Source organism: Streptomyces sp. NPDC051214, assembly GCF_040682375.1.
In the GTDB taxonomy this organism is placed as follows: domain Bacteria; phylum Actinomycetota; class Actinomycetes; order Streptomycetales; family Streptomycetaceae; genus Streptomyces.
In genome coordinates this window covers 1-18979 of the sequence record NZ_JBFBAT010000028.1, presented here as the reverse complement: position 1 = coordinate 18979, position 18979 = coordinate 1, and the positions used below count along the sequence as shown (strand labels likewise).

General features: G+C 71.7%; 19 protein-coding genes. 7 read left to right on the top strand and 12 right to left on the bottom strand.

Annotated features, from left to right (window positions below):
* The first annotated feature begins 150 nt into the window (after positions 1-150).
* On the top strand, positions 151-978 hold the full coding sequence (locus tag AB0M70_RS41660; protein ID WP_365829003.1) for a diacylglycerol kinase family protein: 828 nt from the start codon (positions 151-153) through the stop codon (positions 976-978).
* A 22-nt stretch (positions 979-1000) separates the two neighbouring features.
* Here the strand turns inward: AB0M70_RS41660 and AB0M70_RS41655 are convergent, their stop codons facing one another.
* Positions 1001-1534, bottom strand: a complete 534-nt coding sequence (locus tag AB0M70_RS41655; protein ID WP_365829001.1) for a MarR family transcriptional regulator — start codon at positions 1532-1534, stop codon at positions 1001-1003.
* Between the two features lie 101 nt (positions 1535-1635).
* Between AB0M70_RS41655 and AB0M70_RS41650 the strand changes: the two genes are divergently transcribed.
* The 5 genes from AB0M70_RS41650 to AB0M70_RS41630 all read left to right on the top strand — a co-directional run bounded on the left by AB0M70_RS41650 (position 1636) and on the right by AB0M70_RS41630 (position 7621).
* Positions 1636-2556 (top strand): ABC transporter ATP-binding protein, encoded by a 921-nt coding sequence (locus AB0M70_RS41650; RefSeq protein WP_365828999.1) that lies wholly within the window; start codon positions 1636-1638, stop codon positions 2554-2556.
* Complete coding sequence (locus AB0M70_RS41645; RefSeq protein ID WP_365828997.1) at positions 2553-4163, top strand: ABC transporter permease; 1611 nt, start codon at positions 2553-2555, stop codon at positions 4161-4163. Before AB0M70_RS41650 ends, AB0M70_RS41645 begins: the two co-directional genes overlap by 4 nt.
* 284 nt (positions 4164-4447) lie before the next feature.
* The gene (locus AB0M70_RS41640; protein WP_365829053.1) at positions 4448-5719 is read left to right on the top strand and encodes a histidine kinase; all 1272 of its coding nucleotides are present in this window, start codon (positions 4448-4450) and stop codon (positions 5717-5719) included.
* Entirely contained in the window at positions 5716-6384 is a 669-nt protein-coding gene (locus AB0M70_RS41635) for a response regulator transcription factor (protein WP_365828995.1), read from the top strand. Before AB0M70_RS41640 ends, AB0M70_RS41635 begins: the two co-directional genes overlap by 4 nt.
* Positions 6385-6403: 19 nt before the next feature.
* A complete protein-coding gene (locus AB0M70_RS41630) occupies positions 6404-7621 on the top strand; it encodes a cytochrome P450 (protein WP_365828994.1) in 1218 nt (405 codons plus the stop codon).
* Between the two features lie 32 nt (positions 7622-7653).
* Here AB0M70_RS41630 and AB0M70_RS41625 read toward each other — a convergent pair whose 3' ends face one another.
* From AB0M70_RS41625 to AB0M70_RS41575, 11 genes are all read right to left on the bottom strand, one after another.
* Positions 7654-8529 carry an alpha/beta hydrolase gene (locus tag AB0M70_RS41625; RefSeq protein WP_365828992.1) on the bottom strand — a complete coding sequence of 292 codons (876 nt, stop codon included), beginning with the start codon at positions 8527-8529 and terminating at the stop codon, positions 7654-7656.
* Positions 8530-8651: 122 nt separating this feature from the next.
* Positions 8652-9863, bottom strand: coding sequence for a kynureninase (gene kynU, locus AB0M70_RS41620; RefSeq protein WP_365828990.1), 1212 nt, complete (start codon positions 9861-9863; stop codon positions 8652-8654).
* Positions 9856-10677 carry a tryptophan 2,3-dioxygenase family protein gene (locus AB0M70_RS41615; protein ID WP_365828988.1) on the bottom strand — a complete coding sequence of 274 codons (822 nt, stop codon included), beginning with the start codon at positions 10675-10677 and terminating at the stop codon, positions 9856-9858. The genes kynU and AB0M70_RS41615 overlap by 8 nt, the downstream gene beginning before the upstream one ends.
* Positions 10678-10833: 156 nt before the next feature.
* Complete coding sequence (locus AB0M70_RS41610; RefSeq protein WP_361829148.1) at positions 10834-11247, bottom strand: DUF3151 domain-containing protein; 414 nt, start codon at positions 11245-11247, stop codon at positions 10834-10836.
* A gap of 81 nt (positions 11248-11328) precedes the next feature.
* Positions 11329-12360: a class II fructose-bisphosphate aldolase gene (gene fbaA / locus AB0M70_RS41605; protein WP_365828986.1), complete on the bottom strand. Its 1032-nt coding sequence runs from the start codon at positions 12358-12360 to the stop codon at positions 11329-11331.
* A gap of 113 nt (positions 12361-12473) precedes the next feature.
* Positions 12474-13028, bottom strand: coding sequence for an orotate phosphoribosyltransferase (gene pyrE, locus AB0M70_RS41600; RefSeq protein WP_361466389.1), 555 nt, complete (start codon positions 13026-13028; stop codon positions 12474-12476).
* 10 nt (positions 13029-13038) lie between these two features.
* Positions 13039-13836: an aldose 1-epimerase gene (locus AB0M70_RS41595; RefSeq protein ID WP_365828984.1), complete on the bottom strand. Its 798-nt coding sequence runs from the start codon at positions 13834-13836 to the stop codon at positions 13039-13041.
* Between the two features lie 144 nt (positions 13837-13980).
* Entirely contained in the window at positions 13981-14745 is a 765-nt protein-coding gene (locus tag AB0M70_RS41590; protein WP_365828982.1) for an SRPBCC domain-containing protein, read from the bottom strand.
* 46 nt (positions 14746-14791) lie between these two features.
* The gene (locus AB0M70_RS41585; RefSeq protein WP_365828980.1) at positions 14792-16360 is read right to left on the bottom strand and encodes a polyamine aminopropyltransferase; all 1569 of its coding nucleotides are present in this window, start codon (positions 16358-16360) and stop codon (positions 14792-14794) included.
* Positions 16361-16447: 87 nt separating this feature from the next.
* On the bottom strand, positions 16448-16966 hold the full coding sequence (locus tag AB0M70_RS41580; RefSeq protein WP_365828978.1) for a DUF2617 family protein: 519 nt from the start codon (positions 16964-16966) through the stop codon (positions 16448-16450).
* Between the two features lie 309 nt (positions 16967-17275).
* The gene (locus AB0M70_RS41575; RefSeq protein WP_365828976.1) at positions 17276-17518 is read right to left on the bottom strand and encodes a hypothetical protein; all 243 of its coding nucleotides are present in this window, start codon (positions 17516-17518) and stop codon (positions 17276-17278) included.
* A 171-nt stretch (positions 17519-17689) separates the two neighbouring features.
* Here AB0M70_RS41575 and AB0M70_RS41570 point away from each other — a divergent pair, with 171 nt between their 5' ends.
* Positions 17690-18889, top strand: a complete 1200-nt coding sequence (locus AB0M70_RS41570) for a pyridoxal phosphate-dependent aminotransferase (protein ID WP_365828974.1) — start codon at positions 17690-17692, stop codon at positions 18887-18889.
* Positions 18890-18979: the final 90 nt, after the last annotated feature.

The following is an 18979-nucleotide window of genomic DNA, read 5'->3' as shown; positions in this document are numbered from 1 at the left end:
TCCGGGCGGGGCATGTCCAAGGTCAGGGGCCGTAGCCGCCATATGGGTGTGCCTTGGATGCTGCCCCGGAATAGACGAAGCCCCTGGCGCAATAGCGCAAGGGGCTCTTGCACAAAGATGCTACCCGAGGTCTCAGAAAAGGGGCGCACGTTGTCGGCTCGCGACCAGCTGCTAGTCGTCATCGACCCGGTCGCCCGGCGCACGGACGGTGAGTCGGTACGGATCGCGAAGGACGTGCTCGGCGCGGGCGCCTCCGTTCGCGTCTGCCTGCCCGAAAGCCCCGAGGATTTCGCGAAAGCCCTGGCCAGGCGGGGTACGCGGCGCCCTGTGGTGATCGGCGACGACCGTGCTCTGGCGTGGGCCGTGGAGGTTCTGCACCGGGAGCGGGAGCTCGCGCGATGCGCACTCTCCGTAGTTCCCGTGGGTGCCACGCAGACGCTCGCGCGGGCGCTCGGAGTGCCCGCCGGAGCGGTCGCGGCGGCTCGGGCGGTGCTCGAAGGGGCCGAGCGGCGGCTGGATCTGCTCGTCGACGACCGGGACGGCGTGGTCCTCGGGGAGCTGCGCATCCCCCCGGTCGCCGCCTCGGCCACCGGGGGCATACCGATGGACGGCCACCCGTGGCTGCGGACCTGCCAGTCCTTCGTGCGCACGCTCGCCGCGCGGCCCTCGCGGGTCGCTTCGGCGCCGGGGCCCGCTCCGGCGCGGCTGCGGGTGGAGGCCGACGGGGTCGTCGTGGTGGACCTGGACCAGCCGGTCGAGCGGGTCGCGGTGAACCCCGCCGACGACGGTTTCGCGGAGGTGGAGGTGCGCCCCTCGTCGGTGGGCGCCGAGGCGTCGCCGCTGCGGGTGCGGGCCCGGACGGTGACGGTGTCGGGGGCGGATTTCCGCTACCGGGCGGACGCGGTGGTGGGCGGTCCGGTGCGCACGCGTACGTGGTCGGTGCGGGCCAGTGCCTGGGGCCTGACGCTGCCTCGCTGAGGGCCGCGCGACGGGCGCCGGCCTACTTGCCGAACAAGCTCTCCCGGTGCACCCGCCAGCGTTCCAGCATCTCCGCCAGCTCGTGCTCGACGAACTCGAAGAAGGCGAGCGTCTCGGCCAGGCGGCGGCCCGCCGGGGTGTCGGCTCCCAGGCTGGCGACACCCTCGCTCAGGGCGTTCTCCCAGCGCTTGAGGATGCCGTCACGGTTGGCCAGCGCCTCGTACCACTGGTTGCTGTGCACCCGGAAGATGTCCCGGCGCGATCCGGGCTCGCGCTCCCGGGACACCATGTGCTGCTGCGTGAGGTAGCGGACCGCCCCCGAGACGGCCGCGGGGCTCACCTGGAGCCGCTCGCCGAGCTCCGCCGACGTCAGCGCGCCCGAGTCCGCGGCGAGGAGCGCCGCGAAGATCCTGGCGGGCATCCTCGGCATTCCCGCCTCGACCAGCTGCGCGGCGAACTGTTCGACGAAGCGGCCGACGAGCTCGCCGTCACGGTCGCTGTCGCGGTCGCTGTCGCCGGCACGGTCGCTCGGCAGCGGCGCTGACTCCTTGGGCATGTGCTGATCATCTCCCCTGTGCGGTCGTGCGGTCCTCCGTGGCCGAGTTTATACGCTTCCTTAACTTCACAAATTTGTGAAAGAAGCGTACGTTCTGAAACATGACGAAGGCAATCACCGTCTCCGGGCTGCACAAGTCGTTCGGCCGGACCCACGCCCTCGACGGTCTCGACCTCGATGTCGAGGCCGGTGAGGTGCACGGTTTCCTCGGCCCCAACGGCGCCGGGAAGTCCACGGCCATCCGCGTCCTCCTCGGCCTGCTCCGCGCCGACTCCGGCGCCGCGCAGCTCCTCGGCAAGGACCCGTGGAGCGACGCGGTCGCACTGCACCGGCGCGTGGCGTACGTGCCCGGCGACGTCACCCTGTGGCGCAACCTCTCCGGCGGCGAGGTCATCGACCTCTACGGGAAGCTGCGCGGCGGGCTCGACCGGGGGCGCAGGGCGGATCTCGTCGAGCGGTTCGAACTCGACCCGACGAAGAAGGGCCGTACGTACTCCAAGGGCAACCGGCAGAAGGTCGCCCTCGTCGCCGCCTTCGCGTCCGACGTCGACCTGCTGATCCTCGACGAGCCCACCTCCGGGCTCGATCCGCTCATGGAGGAGGTCTTCCAGGGGTGCGTCGAGGAGGAGCGCGACCGGGGCCGCACCGTCCTCCTGTCCTCGCACATCCTCAGCGAGGTGGAGACGCTCTGCGACCGCGTCAGCATCATCAGGAAGGGGCGGACCGTCGAGTCCGGCTCGCTCGCCGACCTGCGCCATCTGACCCGGACCAGCGTCACCGCCGAGCTCTCGGGTCCGCCGGACGGGCTCGCGCGGCTGCCCGGCGTCCACGACGTCGACGTGACCGGACAGGGCGACCCGGGCGGGCATCGCGTCAAGCTCCAGGTCGACACCGACAAGCTGGACGCCGTGCTGCGTTCGCTCACCGAGTCCGGGGTCCGCTCGCTCCTCTCCACGCCGCCGACGCTGGAGGAACTCTTCCTGCGGCACTACCAGGACGACGCGGGGGCGGTCGCGCGATGACCGCCGTCACCGAGGCTGTGTGGTTCGGCCCCCGCGCCTCCCGTCACCTCGCGGGTACCGGGGCCCTGTTGAGGCTCGCCCTGCGCCGCGACCGCGTCATGATGCCCGTCTGGATCATCGTCGTCGCCGGGATGGTCCTCGCGATGCCGGGGTCCCTGGACAAGACGTACGCCACCGCCGCCGAGCGGGCCGACGCCATGCGGTCGATGAACGCCAACTCCTCGATGCGGGCGCTGTACTCGCCAGTGTTCGGGGACTCCATCGGCGCGCTGTCCGCCTGGCGCATCGGGGTCTACGCCGCGATCCTCGCCGCCGTGATGAGCCTGATCATCGTCATCCGGCATACGCGTGAGGAGGAGGAGACCGGCCGCCAGGAGATGCTGTCCGCCGGGATGGTGGGGCGGCGTGCGCCGTTGACCGCGGCGCTGCTCGCCGCGTTCACCGCGAACGCGGCCGTGGGGCTGCTCGTCGCGGGCGGGATGGCCGGGCAGGGCTCGGCCGGGGCCCTCGCGCTCGGGCTCGCCGTCGCGGGCACCGGCATGCTCTTCGCCACCATGGCGGCGATCGTCGCCCAGCTCACGGAGAGCGCGCGGCTCACCAAGGGGCTGACGTCCGGGGTCCTCGGGGCCGCTTACCTGCTGAAGGCCGCCGGTGACGCCGGGAGCGAGCGCGGGGAGTCCGTGCTGACCTGGCTCTCGCCGCTCGGCTGGACGCAGAACCTGCGGGCCTACGCCGGTGAGCGGTGGTGGGTGCTGCTCCTGACCGCCGGGGCGATCGTGGCGCAGGGCGCGGTCGCGTACGGCCTGGCGGGGCGCCGTGATGTCGGCATGAGCTTCCTGCCGACCCGGCCGGGGCCCGCGAAGGGCGGCATCGGCACGGCGGGCGGGCTCGCGTGGCGGTTGCAGCGGGGCAGCGTGTTCGGCTGGACGCTCGGATATCTGCTGGCCGGTGTCGTCTTCGGCGGGATGGTCGAGGGGGCGGCGGACATCGTCGGCGACAACCGGAACACCCGGGACGTCATCGAGCGGATGGGCGGCCAGTCCGGCCTCACGGACGCCTTCCTCGCCACGATGGTCGGCCTGCTCGGGATGGTCGCCTCGCTGTACGTCGTCGCCTGCGTCCTGCGGCTGCACGGCGAGGAGACCTCGCAGCGGGCGGAGCCGGTTCTCGCGGGCGCGGTGGGGCGGCTGCGGTGGGCCGGGGGCCACCTGGTGATCGCCTTCGGCGGTGCGGTGCTGCTGATGCTGGTGGGCGGGTTCGGGCTCTTCCTCGGGTACGGGAAGGACCTCGGGCCGATCCTGGGGGCGTGCCTGGTGCAGGTGGCGGCGGTCTGGGCGCTGGGGGGACTCGCCGTGCTGCTCGTGGGGGCGTTCCCTCGGGCCGCGGTGGGGGCGTGGGGGGTGGCGGGGCTGTGCCTGGCGGTCGGCTGGATCGGCCCCGCGCTGGACCTTCCGCAGGTGGCGCTGAACGTCTCCCCCTTCGCCCACCTCCCGAAGCTGCCGGGCTCCCCGATGGCTTGGGGTCCGGTGGCCGTAGTCCTCGCCGTGGCGGCGGCCCTGGCGGCCACAGGCCTGACGGCCCTCCGGCGCCGGGACCTACTTTCCTGACCCCAAGCTTCGCCAACCGAACAAGCTTTCCCACCCACCCACCCGATTACCCCGGGGTGCCGGGCGGGAGAGACCCCGTTCGGTGACGGTGGTCGGCGGGTGCCGGGACCGTGGGGGGAAAGGTACGCGCGTGCAAGGCCCCGGGGCCCGTTGTAGTACCTGCGACGGACCCCCGAGGACCCCTCCCTGGCGGGACGACCCCCCGCGTCGGCACCCGTACCTTCGTAAGCGTGACTGATGCGACCAAGACCGCCACCAGCGGCAACCGCAGCCCGGAGTTCCGTATGGCCGCGGGGGCGCTCGGAGGGCTTCGGCAGGACCTCTTCCGGAACGCCTTCGCCTACCGCCCGCTGCAGGCGATGCGCACGGACGGCCCGCTGACCCGGCGCCTCCCCGCCCGCATACGCCCGTACGCGGGCTGGGCCCCGCACGCCGCGGCCGCCGCGGCGGCCTTCTTCACCGTCATGCTCGCGTACGCGGACGACCCCGTCGGCATCGACTACGTGATCACCGGTCTCGTCCCGGCCGCCGCCATCCTCATGACCCTGCTCAGGCCCATCGGCGCCTGGTGGCTCCTGATCGCGGTCACGCCCTTCGCCGGCGCCCTGAGCGGCCCGTGGGGCGACTCTCCGTGGCCCCCGAGCGTCTTCCTCGCGCACCTCACCGTGATGACGGTCATCGCCCTGCGGACCCGCCCCCGCACCGCCGCGTGGATGTGGGTGATCACGGCGCTGTACGGCACCGCCGCCGAGGTCTTCCTCAGCCACGGCTACGGCTCGAACACCCCGGAGATGCTCTTCTTCTCCGCGCTCGCCCTCCTCGCCGCCTCCCTCGTGCACATCCGCCGCGAGGCCAAGCACGAGGTCAGCGTCCAGCGGACCGTCACCGAGATGGAGCGCGGCAGGCGCACGCTCCTCGAGGAGCGGACGACCATCGCGCGCGAACTGCACGACGTGGTCGCGCACCACATGTCCGTGGTCGCCATCCAGGCGGAGGCCGCCCCCTACCGCGTCGAGAACCCGCCCCCGGAGCTGGAGCAGGCGTTCGTCACGATCCGCGAGAACGCCGTGGCCGCCCTGACGGAACTGCGCCGCGTCCTCGGCGTCGTCCGCGCGGAGGACTACGAGGCGCCGGACGCCCCGCAGCCCACGCTGGCCGACCTCGACCGGCTCATCGCGAACGTCCGCGAGACCGGCCTCGACGTCGAGAAGATCGTCACCGGAGCCGTCCGCGAGCTCCCGCAGGGCGTCGAGCTCTCCGCGTACCGCATCGTCCAGGAGGCGCTGAGCAACACCCTGCGCCACGCGCCCGGCGCCACGGCCCGCGTCGAGGTCGGTTATGTGCTGGGAGGGCTCGGGCTGCGCGTCGTCAACGGGCCCGCGACCGGCCTGGTCAAGCCCTCGCCCGGCGCGGGCCACGGCCTGACCGGCATGCGCGAGCGTGTCACGATGCTGGACGGCGAGATGACGACAGCGGAGACAGCCGACGGGGGCTACGAGGTCACCGTCTTCCTGCCGGTCGCGCACGCGCCGGAACCCACCGGAGGCCAGGAATGACGATCCGCGTACTGATCGCCGACGACCAGATGATGGTCCGCGAGGGCTTCTCGGTCCTGCTCAACGCGATGCCGGACTTCGAGGTCGTGGGCGAGGCCGTCAACGGCCGCGAGGCGGTCGACCGCGTCCGTGAGCTCAACCCTGACGTCGTCCTGATGGACATCCGCATGCCCGAACTGAACGGCATCGAGGCCACCCGCGAGATCGTCGCGGCCGACGTCACGTCGAAGGTCCTCGTCCTCACCACGTTCGACCTGGACGAGTACGTCTACCAGGCGTTGCGGGCCGGGGCCTCCGGCTTTCTGCTCAAGGACGCATCGGCACGCCAACTGGCGGACGGCGTACGAGTGGTGGCCGCCGGTGAGGCCCTGCTCGCGCCCTCCGTGACGCGCCGCCTCATCACGGAGTTCTCCAAGCTGGGCGAGACGCCGCGCCTCTCGGCGACGGTGCAGGCGCAGCAGTACGGCGAGCTCACCGAGCGCGAGACGGAGGTGCTCGTCCTCATCGCGCAGGGCCTGTCCAACGGCGAGATCGCCTCGCGCCTCGTCGTCGCCGAGTCGACCATCAAGACGCACGTCAGCCGCATCCTGGTGAAACTGGGTCTGCGGGACCGCACGCAGGCCGCGGTCTTCGCGTACGAGGCAAGGCTGGTCACACCGGGCTGAGCGCCACTACCGTCCCTCCATGGACGCGCCCGCACACCCCTTCGCCCCCTGGTCCCCGGAGTTCGTCGCCGACCCGTACCCCGCCTACGCGCAGCTGCGGGCCGCCGGACGCGCGCACTACTTCGCACCCACGAACCAGTGGCTCGTCCCGCACCACGCCGACGTGTCCGCGCTGCTGCGGGACCGGCGGCTCGGGCGCACCTATCTGCACCGCTTCACGCACGAGGAGTTCGGGCGGCAGGCCCCGCCGCCCGAGCACGAGCCGTTCCACGTCCTGAACGACAACGGCATGCTGGACCTGGAGGCCCCGACCCACACCCGCATCCGGCGCCTGGTGTCGAAGGCGTTCACGCCGCGCACGGTCGAGCAACTCAGGCCCTATGTGGAGGAGTTGGCCGACCGGCTCGTACGGGATCTGGTGGACGACGGGGGCGGAGACCTCGCCGCCCGCGTCGCCGAGCCCCTGCCCGTCGCGGTGATCGCGCAGATGCTCGGCATCCCGGAGAGCGACCGGGGCCCGCTGCGGCCCTGGTCGGCGGACATCTGCGGGATGTACGAGCTGAACCCGTCCGACGAGACCGCGGACCGCGCGGTCAGGGCCTCCCTCGCATTCTCCGCGTACCTGCGCGAACTCATCGCCGCGCGCCGCGAGAAGCCGAGCGACGACCTGATCTCGGGGCTCATCGCCGCACACGACGAGGGGGAGTCCCTCAGCGAGCAGGAGATGATCTCCACCTGCGTGCTGCTGCTCAACGCGGGGCACGAAGCGACGGTCAACGCCACCGTCAACGGCTGGTACGCGCTCTTCCGGAACCCCGCCCAACTGGCCGCCCTGCGCGCGGACCCCGGGCGCCTGATCCCCACCGCCGTGGAGGAGCTGATGCGGTACGACACCCCGCTCCAGCTCTTCGAACGGTGGGTCCTGGACGACATCGAGATCGACGGCACGGTCATCCCGCGCGGCAGCGAGGTCGCCCTCCTCTTCGGCTCCGCGAACCACGACCCCGCGGTGTTCGCCGCCCCCGCCGAACTGGACCTGGCCCGCGCCGAGAACCCGCACATCTCCTTCAGCGCGGGCATCCACTACTGCATCGGCGCACCCCTGGCCCGCATCGAACTCGCCGCGTCACTGGGGGCGTTGCTGCGCCGGGCGCCCGGCCTGACGCTCGCCGCGGAGCCGGAACGCAAGCCGAACTTCGTGATCCGGGGGCTGCGGGAGCTCGTCGTCGACGTGTGAGTCCGTCACCCTCAGAACGCCATCCGGCGCCCTCAGAACGCCAGCTGTGCGATCTCCTCCGCCACCACCGCGCACGCGTCGGCCGCCGGGTCGATCAGCGGGAAGTGCCCGACCTCTTCGAGGAGCGTCACCCCGACGACCTCGCCGGCCTTGGCCGCCGCGTCCGCGTACGCCTCGGCGACGGCCTGCGGCACGACGAGGTCGATGCGGCCCTGGACGACGGTCGTGGCGATGCCGGTCGGCAGCAGGGCCGCCGGGTCGGCGTGCGGCAGCCGCTCCTCGAACGTGGCCGCGCCGCCGAGCAGTTGCAGCGACGCGTCCGAGCAGACGCCGAGCTCCTGCGCCGCACGCAGGTCGGCGATGGGCGCGAGGGCCACGACACCGCGGAAGGGGGCCGGACGGCCGATGCGCCACGGGGAACCCTCGGGCAGCACATGGCGGGAGGCGGCCCACAGGGCGAGGTGCCCGCCCGCGGAGTGGCCGGTGACGACGGTGCGTCGCGTGTCGGCCACCGGCAGATGCTCCCGTACGAGTCCCGGCAGCGCGTCGAAGGCGGCGGCCACGTCGTCGAAGGTCTCGGGCCAGCGCCCCGCGACGGGCCCCGCACCCTGGGCGGGGATCGCACTGCCGCGGCGGTACTCGACGTTGGCCACGGCGAAACCGCGGCGGGCCAGGAAGTCCGCGAAGGGCGTGAGGTGCAGGCGGTCGTACGGGGCCCGCCAGGCGCCGCCGTGCAGCACCACGACCAGCGGGGCCGGGGCGTCGCCGCCGGTCCGGGGTTCGTAGAAGTCGATCACCTGGTCGGGGTGTTCGCCATACGCGGCGGTGGTGTCGGGAGTCACCGCTGGGTGCGAGAAGGCGGCGTCGGCCTCGGCGGCATCGCGGGCCACGGCGGCGTCGTCCGGCATGCGAGAACCTCTCTGCGGGGTGGGGTGCCAGGAGCTGGGGCGGGGTGTTCGTTCGATCGTCCCGGCGGGGTGTCCGTGTGATCTTCCCCTACCCCGCCCCTGCCCGGTACCGGCTGCCGCCGTCAGCTCACGGAGTCGCCCAGCGTCGCCGCGAGCACCCGCGCCGCCCGCTCCACGTCGGCGAAGCCGACGTACAGCGGCGTGAAGCCGAACCGGAGCACGTCCGGGGCCCGGAAGTCGCCCACCACGCCCTGCTCGACGAGGCGCCGCATCACGTCACCGGCGTCGTGACACCGCAGCGCGACCTGACTGCCCCGCTCGGCATGGACCGCCGGGGTGAGCACCTCGACCCGCCCCTCGGGGACGTAGGCCCGCACGCACTCGACGAAGAAGTCCGTCAGGGCGAGGGACTTGGCCCGCACCGCATCGACGGAGACCCCGTCCCAGACGTCGAGCGCCGCGTCGAGCGCCAGCATCGACAGGATGTCCGGCGTGCCGACCCGCCCCCGCAGGGCACCGTCCGCCGCCTCGAACTCCGGCCGCATCCCGAAGGGCTCGGCGTGCGAGTTCCAGCCGGGCAGCGGGGAGTCGAAGCGGGCCTGCAGATCCGCCCGTACGTAGAGGTAGGCCGGTGAGCCCGGCCCCCCGTTCAGGTACTTGTACGTGCACCCGACCGCGAGGTCCACGCCGTGCGCGTCGAGCCCGACGGGCAGCGCGCCCGCGGTGTGGCACAGGTCCCAGACCACGAGCGCGCCCGCGTCGTGCACGGCCGCCGTCAGGCCCGGCAGATCGTGCAGCCGTCCCGTGCGGTAGTCGGCGTGGTTGAGCAGGACCACGGCCGTACGCGGCCCGACGGCGTCGCGCACGTCGCCCGGGGCGACCGGCACCAGACGGCAGCCCGTCATCCGTGCGGCGGACTCGGCGATGTACCCGTCCGTGGGGAAGGTCGTCGCGTCAACGACGATCTCGTCCCGCCCCTCGCCCGGGTCACCCACCATGCGTACGGCGGCCACCAGCGCCTTGAAGACGTTCACGCTCGTGGAGTCGCCGACGACGATCTGGCCGGGGGCCGCGCCCACGAGCGGGGCTATGCGGTCGCCGATGCGCTCGGGGGCGGTCCACCAGCCGCTCTCGTCCCAGGAGCGGATGCGCAACTTCCCCCACTGCCGGGAGATGACGTCGGCGACCCGCTCCTGCACGTGTCCAGGCAGGGCGCCCAGCGAGTTCCCGTCCAGGTAGACGGTGTCGTCCAGGACGAACTCCTCGCGCTTCGCGCGGAGTTCGTCGTCAGCGTCCCGCTTTGCCGCCTGCTCCTTGAGACGGGCCTCAGACATGGCTCCTCGCAGTCCACAGCTCGGGGAACACGTTCTTCTGCGCGCGCTTCTCCAGCCAGGCGACACCGGCCGAGCCGCCCGTGCCCGTCTTGGAGCCCATCGCGCGCCGGGTCGCCACCAGGTGGTCGTTGCGCCAGCGCCACACCAGCTCGGCGACGTCCGTCAACACCTCGCCGAGGCGCGCCAGTTCATGGCTCTCGTCGCCCGCGTAGAGGTCGGTCCACACCTTCTCGACCTCGGGCGACGGCTCGTACTTCTTCGTCAGGTCGCGCTGAAGGACGGCGGCCGGGACGGCGTGGCCGTGGCGGGCGAGCAGGGCGAGCACCTCGTCGTACAGGCTCGGCTCCTGGAGCGCCTTCTCCAGCTCCGCGTGGACGCGCGGCGCGCCCCGGTGCGGCACCAGCATCGACGCGGACTTGTCGCCGAGCAGGAACTCCATGCGGCGGTACATCGCGGACTGGAATCCGGACCCCTCGCCGAGCGCACCACGGTAGGAGTTGAACTGGGCGGGGGTGAGCTGCGCCAGCGGGCGCCAGGAGGCGTTCAGCGCCTCCAGCTCGCGCAGGCTGCGCTTGAGCGCGGCCACCGCGGTGGGGATGTCGTCGCGGCGCAGGGCGTGCGACGCGGTCTCCCACTCGTGCACGATGACCGTGAACCACAGCTCCATGACCTGGGTGGTGACCAGGAAGACCATCTCTCCGGGGTCGTCGGAGCGCAGGTGCTGGAGGTGCGTGAGGACGTCCGCCTGGACGTAGTCCTCGTACGGGGTGGTCCCTGCGAAGTCGAGGTTCGGGGTGTCCACGTCTTGGGACATCGCGATCTCCTTGATACGTACTCCGGGTAGCGGTCCGCCCCTGCCGTTACCGACACGGGGGCCCCGGTCCCCACCGGCATCCTCCGCAACATCCCACAAAACGGCAAGACCTGCCTGGTCACAGCGGCGTCCAGGCAGGTCACGCGCGTGCGGGGGCTAGCCCAGGGTGTCCGCCGCCGTCTGCGAGGAGTCCCGCAGGAAGCCGGCGCAGCGCTCGTACTCCTCCTGCTCGCCGATCGACTGCGCGGCGCGCGCGAGGCCGTGCAGGGCCCGCAGGAAGCCGCGGTTCGGCTCGTGCTCCCACGGCACCGGGCCGTGGCCCTTCCAGCCGCTGCGGCGCAGCGAGTCCAGGCCGCGGTGGTAGCCGGTGCGGGCGTACGCGTACGACTCGACGACGCTGCCCCGCTCGAACGCCTCGTCGGCGAGCTGCGCCCAGGCGAGGGAGGAGGTGGGGTACTTCGCCGCGACGTCCGCGGGCGCCGCCCCGTTCGCGAGCAGCTCGCGCGGCTCCGGGTCGTCGGGCAGGTGGGTCGGGGGCGGTCCCCCGAGCAGATCCTTGTGAATGGCCATGGGTTCCAGTCTGCTCCATACACGGACGGGCCCGGCACCCAGGGAAGGGTGCCGGGCCCGTACGGAGCGGAGCCGATGCGGCTACTTCAGCTTCGTGCCCGTGGAGCGCAGGTTCGCGCACGCCTCGGTGACGCGCTTGGCCATGCCCGCCTCGGCAGCCTTGCCCCAGGTGCGGGGGTCGTACGTCTTCTTCGAGCCGACCTCGCCGTCGACCTTCAGGACGCCGTCGTAGTTCTTGAACATGTGGTCCACGACGGGACGCGTGAAGGCGTACTGCGTGTCCGTGTCGAGGTTCATCTTCACGACGCCGTTCTCCAGGGCGGTCGCGATCTCCTCGGCGGTGGAGCCGGAGCCGCCGTGGAAGACGAAGTCGAACGGCTGCGCACCGGCCGGCTTGCCGTGCTTGGCGGCGACGCCCTCCTGGAGGTCCTTGAGGAGCTCCGGGCGCAGGACGACGTTGCCCGGCTTGTAGACGCCGTGGACGTTGCCGAAGGACGCGGCGAGCAGGTAGCGGCCCTTCTCGCCGAGGCCGAGGGCCTCCGCCGTACGCAGCGCGTCGTCGACCGTCGTGTACAGCTCGTCGTTGATCTCGTGCGTGACGCCGTCCTCCTCGCCACCGGTCGGGGTGATCTCCACCTCGAGGATGATCTTCGCGGCGGCGGCCTTCGCGAGCAGCTCCTGGCCGATGGCCAGGTTGTCGGCGAGGGTCTCGGCGGAGCCGTCCCACATGTGCGACTGGAAGAGCGGGTTACGGCCGGCCTTGACGCGCTCCGCGGAGATGTCGAGCAGCGGGCGGACGTAGGTGTCCAGCTTGTCCTTGGGGCAGTGGTCGGTGTGCAGCGCGACGGTGATGTCGTACTTCGCGGCGACGATGTGCGCGAACTCGGCGAGGGCCACGGCGCCCGTCACCATGTCCTTGTTGTGCTGGCCGCCCAGGAACTCCGCACCACCGGTGGAGATCTGGATGATGCCGTCGCTCTCGGCCTCCGCGAAACCACGCAGTGCGGCGTGCAGCGTCTGCGAGGAGGTCACGTTGATGGCCGGGTAGGCGAACTTGCCTGCCTTCGCCCGGTCCAGCATCTCGGCGTAGACCTCGGGGGTTGCGATGGGCATGTGTCCGCTCCTTGTGATGTGCGGGTGTGTGCTTGGCCCTGACCTAGGGGGCGACGTCATCGTCGCCCCCATCTTTCCAGATCCGCCGGTCGGCTCAGGCCGAACGTGGGTCCTCAGTCACTGAGGCCGAGATCGTCCTTGGAGTACGCGAAGAGGTACGGCACCCCGGCGCCGTCGGTGATCTTCTCGCCGGCGCCGGTGGCGCGGTCCACGATGGTCGCGACGCCCACGACCTCGGCACCCGCCTCGCGCACGGCCTCGACGGCGGTGAGCGGGGAGCCGCCGGTGGTGGAGGTGTCCTCGACGACGAGCACGCGGCGGCCCTTGATGTCGGGCCCTTCCACCCTCCTCTGCATGCCGTGCGCCTTGGCGGCCTTGCGCACGACGAAGGCGTCGAGGCGCTTGCCGCGTGCCGCGGAGGCGTGCAGCATCGCGCCCGCGACGGGGTCGGCGCCCATGGTGAGGCCGCCCACGGCGTCGAAGTCCAGGTCGGCGGTGAGGTCGAGAAGCACCTGGCCGACCAGGGGCGCGGCCTCGCCGTCGAGGGTGATGCGGCGCAGGTCGATGTAGTAGTCGGCCTCGAGACCCGAGGAGAGGGTCACCTTGCCGTGCACCACGGCCTTGTCCTTGATCTGCTGCAGCAGCGCGCCACGTACGTCGTCAGTCATGCCTGTCAGCTTAAAGCCGCGTCCAGGTCCAGGTCGTCGACGCCTCGAGGGGCTCGATGGGGGTGACGAGGCGGGGCTGGGTGTTGAGCCCGTTGGGCGGGCCGGTCTGCGGCTCGACGCACACGGCGGCTTCCTGCTCGTCGTAGACGACGACCCACTGCTCGCGGCTCTGCACCTTGAGCTCGATCTGCTCGGGCCAGGTGAGGGTGACGTCGACGCCGTCGGGCATCCCGAAGCAGTCGTCCCAGGGGCCGGAGGTGGGGGCGACGCGGTGGCCGGTGGGGAGGTGGTCGTCACCGCGCTCCTCCTGCCAGGAGGGGGCGAAGTCGATCTGCACGTCCTCGCCCTCTCCCCCGAGGCTGCGGTTGAACCACGGATGCCAGCCCACCTGCGCGGGGAAGGAGTCGCCGTACGTCTCGATGCCGAGGGTGAGGGTGAGGGAGTCCTCGGTGAGGGCGACGATCTGCGTGACGCGGCCTTCGTAGGGCCAGGGGTCGGTCAGGTCGTACGTGAACACGGCCTCGCTCTTGCCCGTGCGGGCCGTGCGCCATGCGGCGTCCCGCGCGAAACCGTGGATGGCGTGGGGCGGGGAGTTGAGGGGCATCTGGTGGGTCGTGCCGCCGTTGCGGAATTTCCCCTCGCGGATGCGGCCGGCCCAGGGGGCCATGGGGAAGCACCCGTAGCGCGCCCCTTGCCTCAGCAGTTCCCTGCCGTCGAGCTTGAGGCTCCCCACTCGGCAGCCGTTGCCCGGCTGCACGATAACTTCCGCGTCACCCGCGGCCAGTGTCACGTCTCGTTCGCTACTCACGGGATCGACCCTACGGCCAGAGATCTCTCCCCGACCCCGCTCCTCAATCGCCGGAGGGGCTGAATCTTTCAGCCCCTCCGGCGATTGAGGAGGGCCCTCGCGCCGAGCGAGTTTTTGGGAAGGGGCGGGGTTGGGGATAAAGAATCAGCGCCTACGCCGAAGCACTCGCCCCGCGACAATCGCCGAGGCCAGCACCACCGCGGCGGCAGGCGCGGCCCAGCGCAACGTGGCGCTGGACGACAGCGACTCGGCCGCCGGAGCGGGGGCGTACCGCCCCCGGGGCGGCGCGTGGTCGACCTCCTCCGCACTGCGCCCGATCATCGTCCGCCGCGCATGCGCCGCCTCCGCGGGCGGCACCAGAATCTCCTCGACGTCGTCCTCGTCCTCCGCGTCGAACGACGACGGCGGCACATCCGTCTCGAAGACGGAGGCCACCTCGACGGGCTCGGGTTCAGGCGCCGCGGGCTCCGGCTCGGCCGCCCGCCCGAGCCCTTCCGCGAACCTCTCCAGGAGCCTTCGTACGGCCCCCTCCACAGCCTGGGGAGAAGCCTCCGTGACGCGCCCCTCCCCCGCGCCCGTCCCGGCGAAGACCAGCCGGGTCCCGGCGTCGCCCTCCTCGGCCGATTCGAGCCGCACCGTCAGCGAGAGCTTCACCGTGCCGCCGCCCCGCACCTCCACGCCCTCGCCCTCGATCGCGAAGGAACCGTCGCCGCGCGGAGCGACCCGCGCCGCACCCCGGTACGTGATCGCGTGCCCGCCGACCCGCACCTTGAGCCGGCCGGAGAGCGGCGACGCGGACTCCTCGGCGTCGCGCTGCAGTCCGGGCACCGCCCCGGCGACCTGCTCGGGGTCGTTCAGTACCTGCTGAAGACGGTCGGCGGTAACCGGAACGAACACCTCATGCTCCATGGCAGTCGAGCCTACCCACGTGGCCGAGAACATGTACGTCAGTTCGTCAGTTCGCGTACCGCGGGTGCACCAATGTGGAGGGGGTCAACCCCCGCATCCGCGTCCGTTCGGCGGACTCCACGCTCACCCGCAGCAGCGCCGCCGTCCCGGGCGGCGCGAGGACCGGGCGGGACCGGGCCGCGAGGACGAAGCCCCAGTCGCGGGGCGCGGACGCGCCGGCCGGTTCCCGTTCGGGGCCTGCCGCGAACCCGGAGATCCTGCCGTCCACGCGATACGGCGCGGTGCGCAGACCCGCCGCCCGCAGCGTGGCCTCCACCGTCCAGAAGACGTGGGGCCGGTCGGCCATCGGCCCCGCGTGCACGGCGAGCCGCCCGCCGTCGGCCAGGGCCCGCCACGCCAGGCCGTAGAACTCCTGGGAGTAGAACTTGGCGCTCGCGGTGATGCCGGGGTCGGGCAGATCGGAGATCACCACGTCGTACGTACGAGGGGGTGAGCGCAGCCAGCGGAAGGCGTCGGCGTACACCACCCGCACCCGGCGGTCGCGGTAGACGTGTTCGTTCAGCTCGGCCAGCGCCGGGTCGCGGCGCGCCAGCCGCACGACCCCCGGATCGAGTTCGACGACGTCCACCCGCCGCACCCCGGGATGGCGCAGCACCTCGCGCGCCGCGAGGCCGTCGCCGCCGCCGAGGACCAGCACGCGCGCGTGGCGTCCGGTCATCGCGGGGCCGACGAGCGCCCGGTGGTAGCGGTGCTCGTCCCGGCCGCTGACCCGCAGGCGCCCGTCGAGGTAAAGGTCTAAAGAATCGTGCCTGCCGCCGGTCAGGACGACTTCCTGGACGTCGGTCTGCACCGCGACCCGGACGTCCTTGCCGTAGACCGCCCGGCGGGCCGCCGCCTCGAAGTCGCCGGCGAGGACGGCGGCGGAGGCGAGCACGCCGAGGACGGTGACGTTCGCGGCGAGGAGGACCCAGCGGCCGCGCAAGCTCAGGTCGCGCCGGAACAGGCCGAACACGAGCGCGGTCCCCGCGATCACGTTGACCGCGCCGGTGATCAGCGCGCCGGTCAGCTGGCCGAGCAGGGGGAGCATGAGGAAGGGGAAGGCGAGTCCGCCCACCAGCGCGCCCACGTAGTCCGCGGCGAAGAGGTCGGACACGGCGCCGCTGGGGTCCTGCCGCCTGATCCGCTGCATGAGCACCATGAGCAGCGGCACTTCGGCGCCGATGAGCAGACCGATGGCGAGCGAGAACGCGACGAGCAGATAGCGCGAGCCGCCCGCCCAGACCTCGCCCTGATCGCCGGTCCAGGCGAACGCCGCGTACAACGCCATCGCGCTCAGTCCGCCGACCAGCGCGAGCGCCGCCTCGACCAGGCCGAACCCGGCGGCGGCCCGGCACCGCAGACGCTTGGCGAGCAGCGAGCCGATGCCCATGGCGAAGACCATCACCGAGAGGACCACCGACGCCTGGGTGACCGAGTCACCGATCAAGTACGAGGCGAGGGCGACGAGTTCGAGTTCGTACACCAGACCGCAGGCCGCGCAGACGAAGACGCCCAGCAGAACGAAGAACCGTCCCGTCCTGGGCGTCACCGGTAAATCCGTTGACGGCTCGATCATCTTGGGAACGCTACGTCACCGGACTCGTACACCTGGTCACCCACAAGGGTGCATCTCGGCGTCAGAGGTGTATATGGGGCGCGACCGTCAGAGCACGGCCGGCATGCGCACACCCACGCGGGTGCGGGTCGCCACGAGTTGCCCGTCCTGCGGGTAGGCGTGCCAGGTGCGCCATTGCACCGCGCCTTCGTGCCGCTGCGCCAGCATGGCCGTGAACGCGTGCGGACTGCCGGGGAAGACCCCAGCGAGGCCGTGCGGATGCTCGGCCACCAGAGCGAGTAACTCCTGTGCGCGGCCCGCGAACTGGCCGCGCGAGAGGGTCTCGACGCGCGCCGCGAATTCGTACTCCCACGCGCCGAGGCGCTTGGAGACACCGAGCGGAAGCGGCGTACTGCTGCCGGGGATGCAGGCGACGGTCTCGGAGCAGGTGCCCTCTTCCTCTTCGAGGAGCACCTGGTGCGAGGCCCCGAGGAGCCTCAGCTCCATTCTCGCGTCGGCAAGCTCCAGTTCGAGTGTGGCCAGTGCGGGCAGCGGCTCGCGCCCAAGGGTCCAGGCGAGGTCCGCGGCGCACGTGTCGGTATAGACAGTCTTCAGGGTCGTGAGCATGGGTCGGCTCCGCTAACACGCAATGGAGGGGGTGCCGGCGCACCCGGTCGGAGAACGGGTGGTCGGTATGCCGGCTCGTGCCCACGAGAACGTTCCTGGTGTCCAAGTCGTCCGTTCGAGGGCGGTGCTGACGGTTAAGAGGGAATCATGGACTGCTGCCCTGCCACAGCGCTTTTACCCAACTTCGGAGGGTTTCCACCCCCGCGGGGGCTGCACAGTTCAACTGTTCAATGGGTCAACGACGAAGTGCCCGGCAGGAGTTGTCTCCCACCGGGCACTTCAACAGATGGACGGACCAGCTGCCCCGTGTCAGCTGCCTCCGCCACCGCCGCAACCGCCGCCACCGCCGCCGCACGAAGAGCTGCTGCCGCAGGACGAACCGCCGCCACAGGAACTACCGCCGCCACTGTCACCGCCCCCGGCCCACCAGCCACCACCGGCACCGCCGGCACCGGCCGCCCCGGAGTGCGAACCGCTTGCGCTCCCCCGGCTCGCGTACACCGCGAGTGCGATGACCAGGACCACCGCGACCACCACGAAGACCAAGACCATGACCTTCACGCCCCTTTCGTTCCCCCGTAGCAGGCCCCCCGTGGGTCCGCCTTTTCTGTCTTTTCTGTACTGCTCCTGCATGTTGTTCTTGCGTGAAAGGGGAATGCCCTCGCGTAACCCGGCCCAAAGCAGAGTTGAGGAACTCCAGAGGTTCGGCGCAGGATGGCGGCCATGACCTCCACATCCGGAAGCGGGCGCCCGCTGCTCAGCCGCCGCCTCGCCGAGTTCGGCACGACGATCTTCGCCGAGATGTCCGCGCTGGCGGTGAAAACGGGGGCCATCAACCTCGGCCAGGGTTTCCCCGACACGGACGGCCCCGAGGAGATCCGCGAGGCCGCCGTCCGCGCCCTGCGCGACGGCCGCGGCAACCAGTACCCGCCGGGCCCCGGCGTCCCCGAGCTCCGCGCGGCGATCGTCGCGCACCAGCAGCGCAGGTATGGCCTCGCGTACGACCCCGACCGCGAGGTCCTGGTCACGGCGGGCGCCACCGAGGCGATCGCCGCGTCCCTGCTCGCCCTGGTCGAGCCCGGCGACGAGGTCATCGCCCTGGAGCCGTACTACGACTCGTACGCGGCGTCGATCGCCCTGGCCGGCGGCAAGCGGGTCCCCGTGACGCTGCGCCCGGACGCCGCCGAGGGACGCTTCCGCCTCGACCTGGACGAGCTGCGGGATGCGATCACGCCCCACACGCGGCTGCTGCTCCTGAACACCCCGCACAACCCGACCGGCACGGTCCTGACCCGCTCGGAGCTCGCCGAGATCGCACGGCTCGCGGTCGAGCGCGATCTGCTCGTGGTCACCGACGAGGTGTACGAACACCTGGTCTTCGACGACGGCGAGGGCACGGAGCACATCCCCCTCGCCTCCTTCCCCGGCATGCGCGAGCGGACGGTCAGCATCGGCTCGGCCGGCAAGACGTTCTCGTACACCGGCTGGAAGGTCGGCTGGATCACTTCATCGCCGGAGCTCGTGACGGCGGTCCGCTCGGCGAAGCAGTTCCTCACCTATGTGTCGGCGGGCCCCTTCCAGTACGCGATCGCGGAGGCCCTCGCCCTGCCCGACGCGTACTTCACGTCCTTCGCCGAAGGCATGCGCGCCAAACGGGACCTGCTGAGCGAGGGCCTGACGGCCGCGGGCTTCGACGTCTACCGCCCGGCGGGCACGTACTTCGTCACGACCGACATCCGCCGCCTGGGCGAGTCCGACGGCTTCGCCTTCTGCCGGGCCCTGCCCGAGCGCGTCGGCGTGGTCGCCATCCCGAACGCGGTCTTCTACGACCACCGCGAGGCGGGCGCTCCGTTCGTGCGCTTCGCGTTCTGCAAGAAGGACGACGTCCTCGCCGAGGCGGTCTCCCGGCTCAAGACGCTGTAGTCAAAATAATTCCAGTAGCCTCGCGACGGGTCACGTCACGACGAGAGCCCGGCCGGGGTGACCCGGCCGGGCTCTCGTCGTGACGTGACC